The sequence below is a fragment of the Streptomyces sp. NPDC059989 genome, from assembly GCF_042736975.1.
Taxonomy (GTDB): domain Bacteria; phylum Actinomycetota; class Actinomycetes; order Streptomycetales; family Streptomycetaceae; genus Streptomyces.
Map to the genome: position 1 here is coordinate 1 of NZ_JBHWUO010000068.1, position 15,499 is coordinate 15,499.

Here is a 15,499-nt window from a genome sequence, read left to right on the forward strand (position 1 = left end):
CAAACGCGACTACATCTTCAACGGCACCCTGGCCACAGCAGCCATCGTGATCTGGCTCCGCGATCTCATCAAAGAGCCATCAGACACTGCCTAGTCGAAGCGGATGTGCCGTACGCCGACGAGCGCGCGCCGGAGCCTGCCCCGGAGCGCGCCGTCGGTGTCCGGCGCCAGCCGGAGCCCCGCCGAGGCCGCGACCCGGTCGGCGACCCCGGACACCGTCAGCCGGTCCGTGGCCAGGTGCTCCGCGAACTCCGGTGCGCTCAGCGCCGCCAGACACCCGTCGAGCCGCGACACGGCGAAGCTCTCCCGCTTCAGCCCGCGCCCCAGCCCCCGCTCGCGCAGCCGCCGCAGTACGGTCTCCCGCTCGGCCAGCAGCGCGAAGTGCCGTACCTCGTGGCCGCGTTCGCGCAGCCGCCCGACGGTCTCGGCGAAGTAGCCCGGCTCGGTCACGGTCATCGGCACCAGCACCGGCCCCGGATGGCGCCGCGCCGCCAGGTCCAGTACCTCGAACACGCCCTGCCGCCACGCCGGAAGGTCCTGGAAGTCCCCGTGCAGCTCCGCCGGCATCATCCGGTGCAGCCCGAAGCCGACGTGCTCCGGATCGCACACGACACTGCCCGGCAGCCGCCGCCGGATCTCGTACGCCGTCTGCGTCTTGCCGCCCCCGAAGGGGCCGTTGAGCCACACGATCACCGGGCCACCGCCGTCCACGGGCCGATCCCCAGCTTCCCGGTGTTCCCGAGGTCGACGGGAGCGCCGAGCCGCAGCCACAGCCGGGGCGCACCGGGCCGGGGCTCGATCTCCACGATCCGCGCCGTTACGGCCGGCACCGTGGAGTCGGTGACGAGGTTGCGCCACACCAGCGACACCGAGGCGGCCTGCCCCGGCGCCAGCGTCACCTGCTCCGGCGCCGCGTCCTCGCCCGGCCCTCCCGAGGTGATGTCCGCCCACCCGTGCTGGACCGCGGCCTGCACCGGATCGTTCCTGTCGTCCCGCAGAGAGACCTGCGGGTACCCCTCCAGTACGTACGGCTGGGCACCGCAGTTGACCAGCTGGATCTCCGCCACCCGCAGCCCCATCGCCGCGTTCCCGACCCCTTCGAGAAGCCGCACCCCGCCTTCGGGACACGCCGGCTGGGAGGGCTGCCCCGTCCCCGGCGCGGTGGGCTTCCCTACGGGTACCCCGGGCCCCGTCGCCGCCGCGGTGGGCTTCCCCACCGGCACCCCCGTGGGCCCCGGCGCGGCCCGCGGCGCCGGCGGCGTCCCGCACCCCACCACCCCGGCCAGCACCCCGGCCACGACCAAACCCCCGACCACGCCCCGCACCCACCCCATGGCAACCATCCCCCGACCCTACGACCCACCCGCCCCACAGCCCCTCCACTCACCCCCGGCCCCGCCGCTCCCACACGTGCCCCGCCCCGCACCACACCCAGAGGCGGCCCTCGCGGCCCTCGCGGCCCTCGCGGCCCTCGCGGCCCTCGCGGCCCTCGCGGCCCTCGCGGCCCTCGCGGCCCTCGCGGCCCTCCCTGCCTCCCGGGCCCGCCCCGCACCGCCCTCAGCGGCGATCCCCTCGGCCCCTCGGCCCCGGAGCCGGTCCCTCAACCCCCGATGACCTGCCCCCGGTCCCGCCGGCACCCCGCTCCGCACGCCGGACCGGCCCACGGGGGACTCGTCCCCGATGGCCCTTCCGGGCCCCCGGCCGCCCTCCCGGGCCACTCGTGCGCGATTGGCCCGCCCCCGCGGCCCCGCCCGCGCCTACCGTGCCCCCATGGACCGCACGCTCGCCGCCGACCTCGCCCGGCTTCCCGACCTCCTCGACGCCACCCGCCGCGCCGCCGCCGACGCGCTCGCAGCCCTGGACGCGCGTCCCGTCGTACCGCCCCCCGGGAAACCGCACGACCCCGAGCCCCTCCCGGAGCACGGCACCGGCACCGAAGCCGCCCTCGCCGCCTTCCGGGACCGCTGGGAGCCCCGCCTCTCCGCCTCCGCCGGCCCCCGCTACCTCGGCTTCGTCACCGGCGGAGCCACCCCCGCCGCCCTCGCCGGGGACTGGCTCACCGCGGCCCACGACCAGAACTCCAACTCCTCCTTCGACGGCGCCGGCCAGGAACTCGAACGCGAGACCATCGGCTGGCTCCGCTCGCTCTTCCACCTCTCCGACGCCCACACCGGCACCTTCGTCTCCGGCGCCACGATGTCCAACACCACCGGCCTCGCCATCGCCCGCGAATGGCTCGGCGAACGCCTCGGCGTCTCCCCGGCCGACGACGGCGCCGCCGCCCTCGGCCCCGTCCGCGTACTCTCCGGCGCCCCGCACTCCTCCATCGCCAAGGCCCTCTCCGTCCTCGGCCTGGGCCGCAACTCCCTCGTCCGGGTCCCGACCCTGCCGGACCGCGAGGCCGTCGACCCGGCCGCCCTGGACCGCGCCCTCGCCGACACGCCCGGCCCCGCCGTCGTCGTCGCCAACGCGGGCACCGTCAACACCGTCGACTTCGACGACCTCCCCGCCATCGCCGCCCTCCGCGCCCGCCACGACTTCTGGCTGCACACCGACGCCGCCTTCGGCGCCTTCGCCGCCCTCTCCCCGGACCACGCCCACCTCGCCCACGGCATCGACGCCTCCGACTCCCTCTGCGTCGACCTCCACAAATGGCTCAACGTCCCCTACGACAGCGCCGTCCAGTTCACCCGCCGCCGCGACCTCCAGGCCCGCGTCTTCCAGAACGCCGCCGCCTACCTCGGCCCCCTCGGCGACCACCCCGACCTCGTCCACCTCACCCCGGAGAACTCCCACCGGCTGCGCGCCCTCGCCGCCTGGTTCACGCTCCGCGCCTACGGCCGCCAGGGCCACCGGGAGATCGTCGAACGCGACATCGCCTGCGCCCGCGCCCTCGGCGAAAGCCTCTCCCGCGACCCCCGCCTCCGCCTCCTCGCCCCCGTCCGCCTCAACGTCGTCTGCTTCACCCTCGCCGACGACCCCACCCCGGCCCGCCTGACGGCCCTCCGGGAGGCCGTCGGCGCCGAGGTCTTCGTCACCCCGACCGTCTACGCGGGAACCCCGGCCCTGCGCGCCGCGTTCTCCAACTGGCGCACCACGCAGGCGGATGTACGCCGGGCCGCGGAGGCCCTCGGAGCAGCAGCAAGGGAGATCGCATGACGAGCCGTCCCCTGACCCTCATCGAGGTCGAGGCCCTGGCGCGCACCGCGCACGAGGGCCAGACGGACAAGGCCGGCCGGCCCTACGCCGAGCACCTCGCGGCCGTGGCCGAAGGCGTCCGCCTGCGCGGCGGCAGCCCCGAACAGCAGGCGGCGGCCTGGCTCCACGACGCGATCGAGGACGAGGCCCTCAGCCTGACCTGGCTGGATTCCGCCGCCCTCCCGCAGCCCGTCAAGGACATGGTCCTCGCGGTCACCAAGCGCCCCGGCGAACCGGTCGAGCAGTACACGTCTCGCATCCTCGCCACACCCGGCGCCCTGCTCGTCAAGGAGGCCGACCTGGCGCACAACGCCGACCCCGTACGGCTCTCCGTACTGGACGGCCCCACCCGCGACCGGCTGTCCGCGAAGTACGCGTATGTCCGCTCCCTCCTCGGTCTCACCACCCCGTGACCCGGGCGTCATGCCCGAAATATGCCCTGCGCACGTGTGGTTGGCGGAAACGGAACGATGGTGATTCGCCACCGGGCGGATAGGCGGGGCCTGTTGGTGGGAGGATGGTCCATGTGGGGGTGTGCGTGGCCGTGCGCCCCGGGCCGACCAGGGGACGACCGAAGGTGTGATCAGTAGTGGCCATTTCGCTGTCAGTGGTGGTTCTGTTGGCGGTCATCCTGGTGGTGCTGATCCGCGGCAACCACATCAAGGCAGGCCCCGCCATCGTCGCGGCCCTCTTCGGCTTCTTCCTGGCGTCCAGCTCCATCGCGGACGACGTGAACCGTTTCCTCAACTCCCTCGCGACGATGATCGCGAACATCAAGCTCTAGCCGCCGGCCGGCGCGGCACGTCTCTCCTGCTTGGGCTCCCGCCGGGTACCCGGGATGCCCAGCTGAGACTGGACAGGTCGGAACCACCCCGGGAACGACTAAGGGCCAGGTCGAGGAGATTTCCTCTGACCTGGCCCTTCAGTACTCAGAGCGGGCGACGGGAATCGAACCCGCGTAGCTAGTTTGGAAGACTAGGGCTCTACCATTGAGCTACGCCCGCAACGCGCGCGCCGCAGGTCCGGGGACCGCGGCACGGACAGCATCCTAGCGGGTCGCGCCGGGGGAGCGCACACCGCTTTCGCGTCGCGCGCCTGGGAGCTGCCGGAGAGTCCCGTCGACGAAGTCGGGAAACCCCGCGCATCAGAGGGTCTCCGGGCATGTACCCTACGTGTCGCACCGACGGGGTGTGGCGCAGCTTGGTAGCGCGTCCGCTTTGGGAGCGGAAGGTCGTCGGTTCGAATCCGGCCACCCCGACCACCAGCAGTGTCGCCTTCACGCTCCATCGAGGGTCACCACAAGATCGCGTTGTGGGCTGATTGCCGCTTGCGGTTACTATGCAAGCTGCGTGCCCGTGTGTCTGATGTACCGGGCCGAAGTCCGCTGAACCGCTGAATCACAGCGTGACGGCAGAACCCCCAGCAGTCAGCCACAAGGAGACCGAACCGTGAAGAGCGCCGTGGAGACCCTGAACCCGACTCGGGTTCGGCTCACTGTTGAGGTGCCCTTCGAGGAGCTCAAGGACAGCCTCGACGCGGCGTACAAGAAGATCAACCAGCAGGTCACGGTGAAGGGCTTCCGCAAGGGCAAGATCCCGAACCGGGTCATCGACCAGCGCTTCGGCCGCGGTGCGGTGCTGGAGGAGGCCGTCAACGACGCCCTCCCGAAGTTCTACACCGAGGCGGTCAACGAGGCCGACCTGAACCCGCTGGGCCAGCCCGAGGTCGACATCACGGAGCTGAAGGACGGCGAACTGCTGGCCTTCACCGCCGAGGTCGACGTGCGCCCCGAGATCGAGATCCCGGACTACTCCGGCATCGAGGTCGAGGTCGACGCCATCGAGGTCTCCGACGAGGACGTCGAGAAGTCGGTCGAGCAGCTGCGCGGCCGCTTCGCGTCCACCAAGGACGTCGAGCGCGCCGCCGCCGACGGTGACGTCGTCACCCTCGACCTCGAAGCCAAGGTCGACGGCGAGGTGCTCGAGGACGGCGTCGCCTCCGACGTGTCCTACACCATCGGCTCGGGCGAGCTCCTCGAGGGCATCGACGAGGCCGTCAAGGGCCTGGAGGCCGGTGGCGAGGCCACCTTCACCTCCCAGCTGAAGGGCGGCTCCGCCGAGGGCAAGGACGCCGAGGTCACCGTCAAGGTCACCAAGGTCTCCGCCAAGGAGCTCCCGGAGCTGGACGACGAGTTCGCGCAGATGGCGAGCGAGTTCGACACCCTCGACGAGCTCAAGGCGGACAGCCGCAAGCGCCTCGAGAACATGAAGCAGTACGACCAGGCCACGCAGGCCCAGGAGCGCGTCCTGGAGAAGCTGCTGGAGCTCGTCGAGGTCCCGATCCCCGAGAAGCTGCTCGAGGACGAGGTCCAGACCCGCAAGCACAACCTCGAGCACCACCAGCTCGGCCAGATGGGTCTGACCATCGAGAAGTACCTGGAGTTCCAGGGCAAGACGGTCGAGGAGTTCGACGCCGAGACCTCCGAGCAGGCCGTCAAGGGCATCAAGACCCAGTTCGTCCTCGACGCGCTGGTCAACAAGGAGAAGCTGGGCGTCAACCAGGAGGAGCTCACCGAGCACCTCATGCGCCGCGCCGCCTCCTCCGGCATGTCCCCCGACCAGTTCGCCCAGGCGGTCGTCGAGGGCGGCCAGGTTCCGATGCTGGTCGGCGAGGTCGCCCGCGGCAAGGCCCTCGCGGTCGTCGTCGAGGCCGCCAAGGTCGTCGACACGAACGGTGACGTCGTGGACCTGTCCGACGAGGACGAGGAGCAGGTCACCGAGACCGTCGAGGCCGCCGTTGACGGTGACGACGAGGTGAAGGCCGAAGAGGCCAAGTAACACCCCGGGCGCAGCCCACTGAGCAGGACCCGAGCAGTGCCCCGAAGGCCCCCGGACCTTGCGCTCCCAGCGAACAGTTCGGGAAGCGGGATGGCGTTGTCCGACCTGCGCGTTAGGGTCCATGAATACGAGGGCTCTGCATTACCCGGACGTCGGCGGACATGTCCGCACGGGCCGGGTGCGCCCCAGAACGAGACGCTGAGACGGCACATGGCCGTCGGAGACGAGCAGGTGGATACGTGACGAATCTGATGCCTTACGCCGCGGGTGAGCCGTCCATCGGTGGCGGCCTCGGCGACCATGTCTACAACCGGCTGCTCGGCGAGCGGATCATCTTCCTCGGCCAGCAGGTCGACGACGACATCGCCAACAAGATCACCGCACAGCTCCTCCTCCTGGCCGCCGAGCCGGAGAAGGACATCTACCTGTACATCAACAGCCCCGGTGGCTCCGTGACGGCCGGCATGGCGGTCTACGACACCATGCAGTACATCCCGAACGACGTCGTCACCATCGGTATGGGCATGGCGGCCTCCATGGGCCAGTTCCTGCTCACCGGTGGAGCCAAGGGCAAGCGCTTCGCCCTGCCGAACACCGACATCCTGATGCACCAGGGCTCCGCCGGCATCGGCGGCACCGCGTCGGACATCAAGATCCAGGCCCAGTACCTGCTGCGCACCAAGCAGCGCATGGCCGAGATCACCGCGTTCCACTCGGGTCAGACTGTCGAGGCGATCATCCGCGACGGCGACCGCGACCGTTGGTTCACCGCCGTGGAGGCCAAGGAGTACGGCCTCATCGACGAGATCATCTCGGCCGCGTCCAACGTTCCGGGCGGCGGCGGCACCGGGGCCTGATCCCGGCGCGCGACCTCTCGTACGCCCGCCCGTACAGGCAAGCCTCAGCCCGCAGAACGCCACCAGGATGGTGAACACCCAGATGCACATGAACAACCTCTCTCCCGCGAGCGGCCTCTACACCGGCGCTCAGGTGGACAACCGCTATGTCATCCCGCGCTTCGTCGAGCGCACCTCGCAGGGCGTGCGCGAGTACGACCCGTACGCGAAGCTCTTCGAGGAGCGCATCATCTTCCTCGGCGTGCAGATCGACGACGCCTCCGCCAACGACGTCATGGCGCAGCTGCTGTGCCTGGAGTCGATGGACCCGGACCGCGACATCTCGATCTACATCAACAGCCCCGGCGGCTCCTTCACCGCGCTGACGGCGATCTACGACACGATGCAGTTCGTGAAGCCGGACATCTCCACGGTCTGCATGGGCCAGGCGGCCTCCGCCGCCGCGGTCCTGCTCGCCGCCGGCACCCCCGGCAAGCGCATGGCCCTGCCGAACGCCCGTGTGCTGATCCACCAGCCCTCCGGCGGCACCGGCCGCGAGCAGCTCTCCGACCTGGAGATCGCGGCCAACGAGATCCTGCGCATGCGCGACCAGCTGGAGACCATGCTGGCCAAGCACTCGACGACGCCGATCGAGAAGATCCGCGACGACATCGAGCGCGACAAGATCCTCACTGCGGAGGACGCTCTCGCGTACGGCCTGATCGACCAGGTCGTCTCCACCCGCAAGAGCTCGCACTGATCCTTGCCTTCAATTGGCGTGGACACGCCGTCGAATTCGGCGATGTGAACCGCGTCAAGGGGGCCCCGCTCGGGGCCCCCGGCAAGGTACCGTCGGATATGAGGCACCAGGAGCGCTGAACCAGGCGTCTCCCAGGCGAAGGGGAAGCACCTCGTGGCACGCATCGGTGACGGCGGCGACCTGCTCAAGTGCTCGTTCTGCGGAAAGAGCCAGAAGCAGGTGAAGAAGCTCATCGCAGGACCCGGTGTGTACATCTGCGACGAGTGCATCGACCTCTGCAACGAGATCATCGAAGAGGAACTCGCGGAGACCTCCGAGGTCCGGTGGGAGGAACTCCCCAAGCCCCGTGAGATCTACGAGTTCCTGGAGAGCTACGTCGTCGGCCAGGAGCCGGCGAAGAAGGCGCTCTCCGTAGCGGTCTACAACCACTACAAGCGGGTCCAGGCCGGCGAGAACGGCGGCGCGCAGGGCCGTGACGACGCGATCGAACTCGCGAAGTCCAACATCCTGCTGCTCGGCCCCACCGGCTCCGGCAAGACCCTCCTCGCGCAGACCCTCGCGCGCATGCTGAACGTCCCGTTCGCCATCGCCGACGCGACGGCGCTGACGGAGGCCGGGTACGTCGGCGAGGACGTCGAGAACATCCTGCTCAAGCTGATCCAGGCCGCCGACTACGACGTCAAGAAGGCCGAGACCGGGATCATCTACATCGACGAGATCGACAAGGTCGCCCGCAAGAGCGAGAACCCGTCGATCACCCGCGATGTGAGCGGCGAGGGCGTACAGCAGGCCCTCCTGAAGATCCTGGAAGGCACGACGGCCTCCGTCCCGCCGCAGGGCGGCCGCAAGCACCCGCACCAGGAGTTCATCCAGATCGACACGACGAACGTGCTCTTCATCGTGGGCGGCGCCTTCGCCGGCCTGGAGAAGATCATCGAGTCGCGTGCGGGCGCCAAGGGCATCGGCTTCGCGGCGACGATCCGCTCGAAGCGCGAGATCGAGGCGAGCAACCAGTTCCAGGAGGTCATGCCGGAGGACCTGGTGAAGTTCGGGATGATCCCCGAGTTCATCGGCCGCCTCCCCGTGATCACCTCGGTCCACAACCTGGACCGCGAGGCCCTGCTCCAGATCCTCATCGAGCCGCGCAACGCCCTGGTGAAGCAGTACCAGCGGCTGTTCGAACTCGACGGTGTCGAGCTGGACTTCGAGCGCGAGGCGCTGGAAGCCATCGCGGACCAGGCGATCCTCCGCCAGACGGGCGCGCGCGGCCTGCGCGCCATCATGGAGGAGGTCCTGATGTCGGTGATGTACGAGGTGCCGTCCCGCAAGGACGTGGCCCGCGTGGTCATCACCGCGGACGTCGTCCGCTCCAACGTCAACCCGACGCTGGTGCCGCGGATCGTCCCGAAGGACCAGGGCCCGCACGAGAAGTCGGCCTAGCCGCAAGCGCGACGCACGCAGAAGGGGCGCCCCCGGACCGGGGGCGCCCCTTCTGCATGTGTACGGCCGCGCGTGCGCCTCTGCTTCTACTTCTGCTGCTACTTCTTCACGCGGGCGGTGTTGTAGAGCTTCCCGGCGAAGTCCGCGGTCTGCTCCAGGGTGTAGCCCTTGCCGCCGCCGAGGATGGCGGACACGTCCAGGGCGCTGACCATGCTCAGGGTGCTGTAGTCGCCCCAGATGCAGATCGGCATCGTGAACTCCTTGGGTCCCTTGGACTTGGTGTCCTTCGAGACGAACTTGGCCTCCTGGCACTTCAGCACGGCGCCCTTGAAGCCGGCCGGGGTGATCGCCTTGGGGCTGCCGATGAGCTCGGCCGTCCCGTCCTTGTCGTCCTTGCCGGCCTTCAGCTTGGCCATCGCGAAGTACGCGTCCACGGCCTTCTCGGGGTCGGCGACCTCGCCGTAGACACCCTGGAAGTTGATCCCCTTGGCCGACAGCGGGTTGCTCGGGTCACCGGACACGTAGTCCATGCCCACCTGGGTGGGGTCCTTGACGCCCGCCGCCTCGGCTTCCTTCTTGTCCTCGTCGGTGAACTTGTCCGGCGTGTACTTCGGGTCCTTCTTGAAGGCGTCCACCGTCTCCGGGGCGACCAGCTTGTAGCCCTTGGTGTCGGCGGCGACCGCGCCGCCGGCGCCGCCGCCCTTCAGGAAGTACCAGCCGCCGCCCGCGATCAGCGCGACCGCGACGACCACGGCGATGATCACACCGGCCTTGGACTTCTTCGGCTGCTGCGGGGGCATCCCGCCGTACGGAGGCTGCTGGTAGCCGTAGCCCGGCTGCTGGGGCTGCTGCGGGTACCCCTGCGGCGGCACGCCCGGCTGCTGCGGATAGCCGTACCCGGGCTGCGGCGCGGGCTGCCCGTAGGGCCCGGGCGGCGGCGGGGGCTGCTGCCCGTAGGGTCCGGGCTGCTGCGGCTGTCCGTAAGGCCCCGGCTGGTTGTAGCTCATCCCGCGTCCCCCTGTGAGGTTGCTTATCTGTTTCACACATCCTGGCCGAAGCGTGGGGTGGCAGTGACCTCGGGGTCCGGTTCAGTACGGGACTGTTACCCCTGTTGCAGCATGAAGTCGTCAGACGGGGCCGCTTGCGGACAGTTTCGTTCACATCGGCCCGTAGGCCGTGAGAATGCCTACCGTGCTGAGTGTGCAGCTTCGCTACAACTACCGGGTGTATCCGGATGCCGCTCAGCGTCATGCGCTTTCGCGGGCCTTCGGGTGCGCGCGGGTGGTGTGGAACGACTGCCTGCGGGCGCGTGTGAATGCCCACGCAGCCGGGTTGCCTTACGTGACGTCGGCTTCGCTGTCCAAGGAACTGATTCCGGAGGCCAAGCGCAGTGAGGGGCGAGCCTGGCTGGCAGATGTGTCCGCCGTGGTGCTTCAGCAATCGCTGAGGGACTTGGACGCGGCGTTCAAGAACTTCTTCGACTCGTTGAAGGGCAATCGCAAGGGGCGGAGGTTCGGCCCGCCGCGCTTCAAGTCGAAGAAGGATCGGCGGCAGTGCATCAGGCTCAATACCAACGCGTTCACCCTTCGGGATGGCGGACGGGTGTACGTGGCCAAGGTGGGCGACCTGAAGGTGAGGTGGTCGCGACCGTTGCCGGCCGCTCCGACCTCGCTGACGATCATCAAGGACGCTGCCGGGCGCTACTTCGCCAGTTTCGTCGTCGCCACCCGGGCGGACGTGCTTCCCCAGCTGGATGCCGAGGTCGGCATCGATCTCGGCCTGACGGTGTTCGCGGTCCTCTCCGACGGCACGAAGATCAGCTCCCCGAGATTTCTGCGGCGGGCGGAGAAGAAGCTCAAACGGCTCCAGCGTGATCTGTCGCGAAAGGTAAAAGGGTCCAATAACCGGGCCAAGGCCCGGATCAAAGTCGCCCGGCAGCATGCGAAGGTGGCCGACCGGCGGCGGGACTGGCACCACAAGACGTCCACACGGATCATCCGCGACAACCAAGCGGTGTACGTGGAAGACCTCGCGGTGCACGCCCTCGGCCGGACCCGGTTGGCCAAGTCCGTACACGATGCGGGCTGGGGAGCCTTCGTGAACATGCTGGAGTACAAGGCTGCCCAGCATGGCCGTCACTTCGGGACGATCGGTCGCTTCGAGCCGACCTCGCAGGTCTGCTCCACTTGTGGGCACCGTGACGGGCCCAAGCCGTTGAACATTCGCGAGTGGACATGTGCGGCGTGTGGGGCCGTCCACGACCGTGACGAGAACGCAGCGATCAATACCCTGGCCGCCGGGCGGGCGGACAGGCTAAACGCCTTGTGGAGCGCTGGTAAGACCAAGGCGAGAGCCCTGGCGCGGCGCGATGAAGCAGGAAGCCGCGGCCGACAAGGCGAGCGGCACGTCAACGGTTTCATTGCTGGACTGTGACGGCCCTAAACTGTGCCCGTGACCGAGAACACGCAGACACCCAGCAGCCCCAACTCCGAACTGCCGACTTCGTACGCGCCGGCCGAGGTGGAGGGGAAGCTCTACGAGCGCTGGGTAGAGCGTGGGTACTTCACGGCCGACGCCGCGAGCGAGAAGCCCGCGTACACGATCGTCATCCCGCCGCCGAACGTCACCGGGTCCCTGCACCTGGGGCACGCCTTCCAGCACACGCTCATGGACGCGCTGACCCGCCGCAAGCGGATGCAGGGCTTCGAGTCGCTGTGGCTGCCCGGCATGGACCACGCCGGCATCGCGACCCAGAACAAGGTCGAGCAGCAGCTCGCCGAGGAGGGCAAGTCCCGCCACGACCTGGGCCGCGAGGAGTTCGTCGAGCGGGTCTGGCAGTGGAAGGAAGAGTACGGCGGCAAGATCCTCGGCCAGATGCGGCGGCTGGGTGACGGCGTCGACTGGAGCCGTGAGCGGTTCACGATGGACGAGGGCCTGTCCAAGGCCGTCCAGACGATCTTCAAGAAGCTCTTCGACGACGGGCTGATCTACCGCGCCGAGCGCATCATCAACTGGTGCCCCCGCTGTCTGACGGCCATCTCCGACATCGAGGTGGAGTACCAGGAGGACGCGGGCGAGCTCGTGTCCATCAAGTACGGCGAGGGCGAGGACACGCTCGTCGTCGCGACCACGCGCGCCGAGACGATGCTCGGTGACACGGCCATCGCCGTCCACCCGGACGACGAGCGCTACAAGCACCTGGTCGGCAAGCTCATCAAGCTGCCGCTCACCGACCGCTCCATCCCGGTCGTCGCGGACGCCCACGTCGACCCCGAGTTCGGCACCGGCTGCGTCAAGGTGACCCCGGCGCACGACCCGAACGACTTCGCGATCGGCCAGCGCCACGGCCTGGCCAACATGACGATCATGGACGAGCACGGCGTCATCACCGTCCACGGCCCCTTCCTCGGCCTGGACCGCTACGAGGCGCGTTCCGCGGTCGTCGGCGCCCTGCGCGGGCAGGGCCGCATCGTCGCCGAGAAGCGCCCGTACCTGCACTCCGTCGGGCACTGCTCGCGCTGCTCCACCACCGTTGAGCCCCGCCTGTCCCTCCAGTGGTGGGTCAAGGTCGAGACCCTCGCCAAGGCCGCCGGTGACGCGGTCCGCGACGGCCGCGTCGCGATCCACCCGCAGGAGATGGAGAAGCGCTACTTCGACTGGGTCGACAACCTCAACGACTGGTGCATCTCGCGCCAGCTGTGGTGGGGCCACCGGATCCCGGTCTGGTACGGCCCGGACGGCGAGGTCGTCTGCCTCGGCCCGGACGACGAGGCGCCGACGGGGGAGGGCTGGACCCAGGACACCGACGTCCTCGACACCTGGTTCTCGTCCGGCCTGTGGCCGTTCTCCACGCTCGGCTGGCCGGAGAAGACCCCGGACCTGGAGAAGTTCTACTCCACCGACGTCCTGCTGACCGGCCACGACATCATCTTCTTCTGGGTCGCCCGGATGATGATGTTCGGCCTGTACGCCATGGACGGCGAGGTCCCCTTCAAGACGATCGCGCTGACCGGCCTGGTCCGCGACGAGCGCGGCAAGAAGATGTCGAAGTCCTTCGGCAACGTCGTCGACCCGCTGGACTGGATGGACAAGTACGGCTCCGACGCCGTCCGCTTCACCCTGGCCAAGGGCGCCAACCCGGGCACCGACGTGCCGATCGGCGAGGACTGGGTCCAGGCCTCCAGCAAGTTCGCCAACAAGATCTGGAACGCCACGCGCTTCGCGCTGATGAACGGCGCGACGATCGAGGGCGACCTGCCCCCGGTCGAGCAGCTGTCGGCGACCGACCGCTGGATCCTGTCCCGGCTGAACAAGACCGTCGAGCAGGTCGACGCGTACTACGACGACTTCCAGTTCTCGAAGCTCAGTGAGGCGCTGTACCACTTCGCGTGGGACGAGGTCTTCGACTGGTACGTGGAGCTGTCGAAGACGACCTTCTTCGCGGGCGGCGAGCCGGCCAAGGCCTCCGCCCGGGTCCTCGGTGAGGTCATCGACGTCATGCTGCGCCTGCTGCACCCGGTGGTCCCCTTCGTCACCGAGACCCTGTGGACGACGCTGACCGGCGGTGAGTCCCTCGTGATCGCCGACTGGCCGAAGGACAGTGGCTTCCGCGACGCGGCCGCCGAGGCCGAGATCGAGGGCGTCCAGAGCCTGGTCCGCGAGGTCCGCCGGTTCCGCAAGGAGCAGAACCTCGACGACAAGCAGAAGGTTCCGGCCCGCCTGGACCTGTCCGGCACCGTGCTGGCCGCCCACGAGGCCGCCATCCGCCAGGTGCTGCGCCTCCAGCCGGAGGGCGACGCCTTCAGTGCCACCGCGACCCTCCCGGTCGCCGGCGGGACGGTGGCGCTCGACCTGTCGGGCACCATCGACGTGGCCGCCGAGCGCAAGCGCCTGACCAAGGACCTCGGCGCCGCCGAGAAGGAGAAGCAGCAGGCGGAGGCGAAGCTCGGGAACGAGGCGTTCATCGCCAAGGCCCCCGACAACGTCGTGGACAAGATCAAGGGCCGGCTCGCCAAGGCCGAGGCGGACATCGCCCGGATCCAGGCCCAGCTGGAGACGCTGCCCGCCGCCTAGTACGGCGTACGGACACGCGAAGGCCCCCACACCGTCGGTCGATGTGGGGGCCTTCCCCGTATGGCTTCCCCGCGAGGGGGCCCGCATCACAGGTCCGCGGCGGGTGCGCAGGGTCGTCCGACCCGGGCCATAGTGCCCGATATCACTCTTTATATGGTCCGGGCTGATTCGATCCGAGCCCCTCACCACGGATGATGGAGGGCATGCACGTCAAGCCCGTCGCCTCGGCGCTCCACTGGGCCGTGGCCTCCGGCCGCCGGCTCACCGAGAGCTGGGCGGGCTCGCCGCGGGCGCTGGACGTGCTCACGGCGCTGAGCTGCCTCGCCCTGATGGCGCTGGACCTGCCGGGCCTGGCCGCCGCCGACAACTCGCTCAACGGTCCGCTGGCCGCCGCGGTGCTGGCCGCGGGCTGTTCGACGCTGTTGGTGCGGCGGCGCCTGCCGTGGATCTCGTTCCTCGCGGCGCTGCTCTTCATCGGCTGGCTGCACGAGCTCACCCTGATCCAGTTCGCGCTGTACTCGGTGGGCCGCTACCGCGGCCGCCGGGCCGGGATCCTGGCCACCCTCGGGTACGTGGCCTTCGCGCTGGTGGTGTTCAGCGTGCCGGGCTGGCCCGAGCCCCGGGCCGAGACCCTGAGCTCCTTCCTGAGCCTGGTCGTGCCGATCGGGGTGCTCGCCTCCGCCGTGGGCATAGCCGCCTACCGCCATGACCTGGTGGCGGAGCTCACCGCCCGGCGGGCCGAGTCCGCCGTGCTCCAGGCGGTGCAGCAGGAGCGCACCTCGGTCGCCCGGGACGTCCACGACTTCGTCGGGCGGGAGCTGACCCTGCTGACGGTGCGCTCCGAGGTGCTGTCGATGCGGGCGCGCGAGACGGTGTACGCCAAGGACTTCGAGGAGCTGGCCGACACTGCGCGCCGGGCCCACCTGGTGCTGAACGAGATCATCGTGCAGCGCGGGGAGCGGGCCTCGACCCCGGGTGTCGACGGGCTGCCGGCGCTCGCGGAGGAGAGCGGGCGGGCCGGTTCGCCCGTACGGCTGGCCATGGATCCGGAGGTGAACGGGCTGTCGCCGCTGCGGCAGGCGGCGGTCTACCGGGTGGTGCAGGAGTGCCTGACCAACGCGGCCAAGCACGCGCACGGGGAGACCATCGAGGTGTCGATCGCGGCGGACGGCCCGCAGCTGCGGATCGCCGTCAGCAACGCGCTGCCCGACCGGACACCGGGCCGGGCCCCCGTCTCGGCGGGCTCGGGCACCGCGAGCATGTCCGAGCGCGTGCGCAGCCTGGGCGGCACCCTGACGGCGACGCGCACGGAGGACTCGTACCACGTCGTGGCCACGCTGCCCCGGGGGTAGGGG

At 69.7% G+C, this 15,499-nt stretch carries 13 protein-coding genes and 2 tRNA genes; 11 read left to right on the forward strand and 4 right to left on the reverse strand.

The window, feature by feature from the left end:
* Positions 1-90: 90 nt before the first annotated feature.
* Entirely contained in the window at positions 91-693 is a 603-nt protein-coding gene (locus ACFWBN_RS35490) for an AAA family ATPase (RefSeq protein ID WP_385184534.1), read from the reverse strand.
* Positions 690-1,112 (reverse strand): DUF4232 domain-containing protein, encoded by a 423-nt coding sequence (locus ACFWBN_RS35495; protein ID WP_385184475.1) that lies wholly within the window; start codon positions 1,110-1,112, stop codon positions 690-692. The genes ACFWBN_RS35490 and ACFWBN_RS35495 overlap by 4 nt, the downstream gene beginning before the upstream one ends.
* A gap of 658 nt (positions 1,113-1,770) precedes the next feature.
* Between ACFWBN_RS35495 and ACFWBN_RS35500 the strand changes: the two genes are divergently transcribed.
* From ACFWBN_RS35500 to ACFWBN_RS35510, 3 genes are all read left to right on the forward strand, one after another.
* Entirely contained in the window at positions 1,771-3,159 is a 1,389-nt protein-coding gene (locus ACFWBN_RS35500; protein WP_385184477.1) for a pyridoxal phosphate-dependent decarboxylase family protein, read from the forward strand.
* Positions 3,156-3,611, forward strand: a complete 456-nt coding sequence (locus ACFWBN_RS35505; RefSeq protein WP_385184480.1) for an HD domain-containing protein — start codon at positions 3,156-3,158, stop codon at positions 3,609-3,611. The genes ACFWBN_RS35500 and ACFWBN_RS35505 overlap by 4 nt, the downstream gene beginning before the upstream one ends.
* A 176-nt stretch (positions 3,612-3,787) precedes the next feature.
* The gene (locus tag ACFWBN_RS35510) at positions 3,788-3,982 is read left to right on the forward strand and encodes a hypothetical protein (protein WP_150519620.1); all 195 of its coding nucleotides are present in this window, start codon (positions 3,788-3,790) and stop codon (positions 3,980-3,982) included.
* Positions 3,983-4,131: 149 nt separating this feature from the next.
* Here ACFWBN_RS35510 and ACFWBN_RS35515 read toward each other — a convergent pair.
* Positions 4,132-4,202 (reverse strand) — tRNA-Gly (locus ACFWBN_RS35515).
* 180 nt (positions 4,203-4,382) lie between these two features.
* Between ACFWBN_RS35515 and ACFWBN_RS35520 the strand changes: the two genes are divergently transcribed.
* The 5 genes from ACFWBN_RS35520 to clpX all read left to right on the forward strand — a co-directional run bounded on the left by ACFWBN_RS35520 (position 4,383) and on the right by clpX (position 9,071).
* Positions 4,383-4,459, forward strand: a tRNA-Pro gene (locus tag ACFWBN_RS35520).
* Positions 4,460-4,646: 187 nt separating this feature from the next.
* Complete coding sequence (gene tig / locus ACFWBN_RS35525) at positions 4,647-6,035, forward strand: trigger factor (protein WP_385184484.1); 1,389 nt, start codon at positions 4,647-4,649, stop codon at positions 6,033-6,035.
* Between the two features lie 239 nt (positions 6,036-6,274).
* Positions 6,275-6,892: an ATP-dependent Clp protease proteolytic subunit gene (locus ACFWBN_RS35530; protein WP_385184487.1), complete on the forward strand. Its 618-nt coding sequence runs from the start codon at positions 6,275-6,277 to the stop codon at positions 6,890-6,892.
* Between the two features lie 67 nt (positions 6,893-6,959).
* The gene (locus ACFWBN_RS35535; RefSeq protein WP_328925722.1) at positions 6,960-7,631 is read left to right on the forward strand and encodes an ATP-dependent Clp protease proteolytic subunit; all 672 of its coding nucleotides are present in this window, start codon (positions 6,960-6,962) and stop codon (positions 7,629-7,631) included.
* Positions 7,632-7,784: 153 nt separating this feature from the next.
* Positions 7,785-9,071 (forward strand): ATP-dependent Clp protease ATP-binding subunit ClpX, encoded by a 1,287-nt coding sequence (clpX, locus tag ACFWBN_RS35540; RefSeq protein ID WP_361310959.1) that lies wholly within the window; start codon positions 7,785-7,787, stop codon positions 9,069-9,071.
* Between the two features lie 98 nt (positions 9,072-9,169).
* Here the strand turns inward: clpX and ACFWBN_RS35545 are convergent, their stop codons facing one another.
* Complete coding sequence (locus tag ACFWBN_RS35545) at positions 9,170-10,078, reverse strand: hypothetical protein (RefSeq protein ID WP_385184491.1); 909 nt, start codon at positions 10,076-10,078, stop codon at positions 9,170-9,172.
* Between the two features lie 193 nt (positions 10,079-10,271).
* On the opposite strand from ACFWBN_RS35545, the gene ACFWBN_RS35550 reads away from it, so the two are divergent.
* The 3 genes from ACFWBN_RS35550 (at position 10,272) to ACFWBN_RS35560 (ending at position 15,496) form a co-directional block, all read left to right on the forward strand.
* Complete coding sequence (locus ACFWBN_RS35550) at positions 10,272-11,504, forward strand: RNA-guided endonuclease InsQ/TnpB family protein (protein ID WP_385184537.1); 1,233 nt, start codon at positions 10,272-10,274, stop codon at positions 11,502-11,504.
* Positions 11,505-11,522: 18 nt separating this feature from the next.
* Positions 11,523-14,144, forward strand: a complete 2,622-nt coding sequence (locus ACFWBN_RS35555) for a valine--tRNA ligase (RefSeq protein ID WP_385184494.1) — start codon at positions 11,523-11,525, stop codon at positions 14,142-14,144.
* Positions 14,145-14,347: 203 nt separating this feature from the next.
* The gene (locus ACFWBN_RS35560) at positions 14,348-15,496 is read left to right on the forward strand and encodes a sensor histidine kinase (RefSeq protein ID WP_385184497.1); all 1,149 of its coding nucleotides are present in this window, start codon (positions 14,348-14,350) and stop codon (positions 15,494-15,496) included.
* The last annotated feature ends 3 nt before the right edge of the window (positions 15,497-15,499 follow it).

Excerpts from the sequence above, each read along its gene's own strand:
- ACFWBN_RS35505 (WP_385184480.1), top strand. The coding sequence starts at position 3,156 with ATGACGAGCCGTCCCCTGACCCTCATCGAGGTCGAGGCCCTGGCGCGC.
- ACFWBN_RS35560 (WP_385184497.1), top strand. The coding sequence starts at position 14,348 with ATGCACGTCAAGCCCGTCGCCTCGGCGCTCCACTGGGCCGTGGCCTCC.
- ACFWBN_RS35545 (WP_385184491.1), bottom strand. The coding sequence starts at position 10,078 with ATGAGCTACAACCAGCCGGGGCCTTACGGACAGCCGCAGCAGCCCGGA.
- ACFWBN_RS35500 (WP_385184477.1), top strand. The coding sequence starts at position 1,771 with ATGGACCGCACGCTCGCCGCCGACCTCGCCCGGCTTCCCGACCTCCTC.
- ACFWBN_RS35535 (WP_328925722.1), top strand. The coding sequence starts at position 6,960 with ATGGTGAACACCCAGATGCACATGAACAACCTCTCTCCCGCGAGCGGC.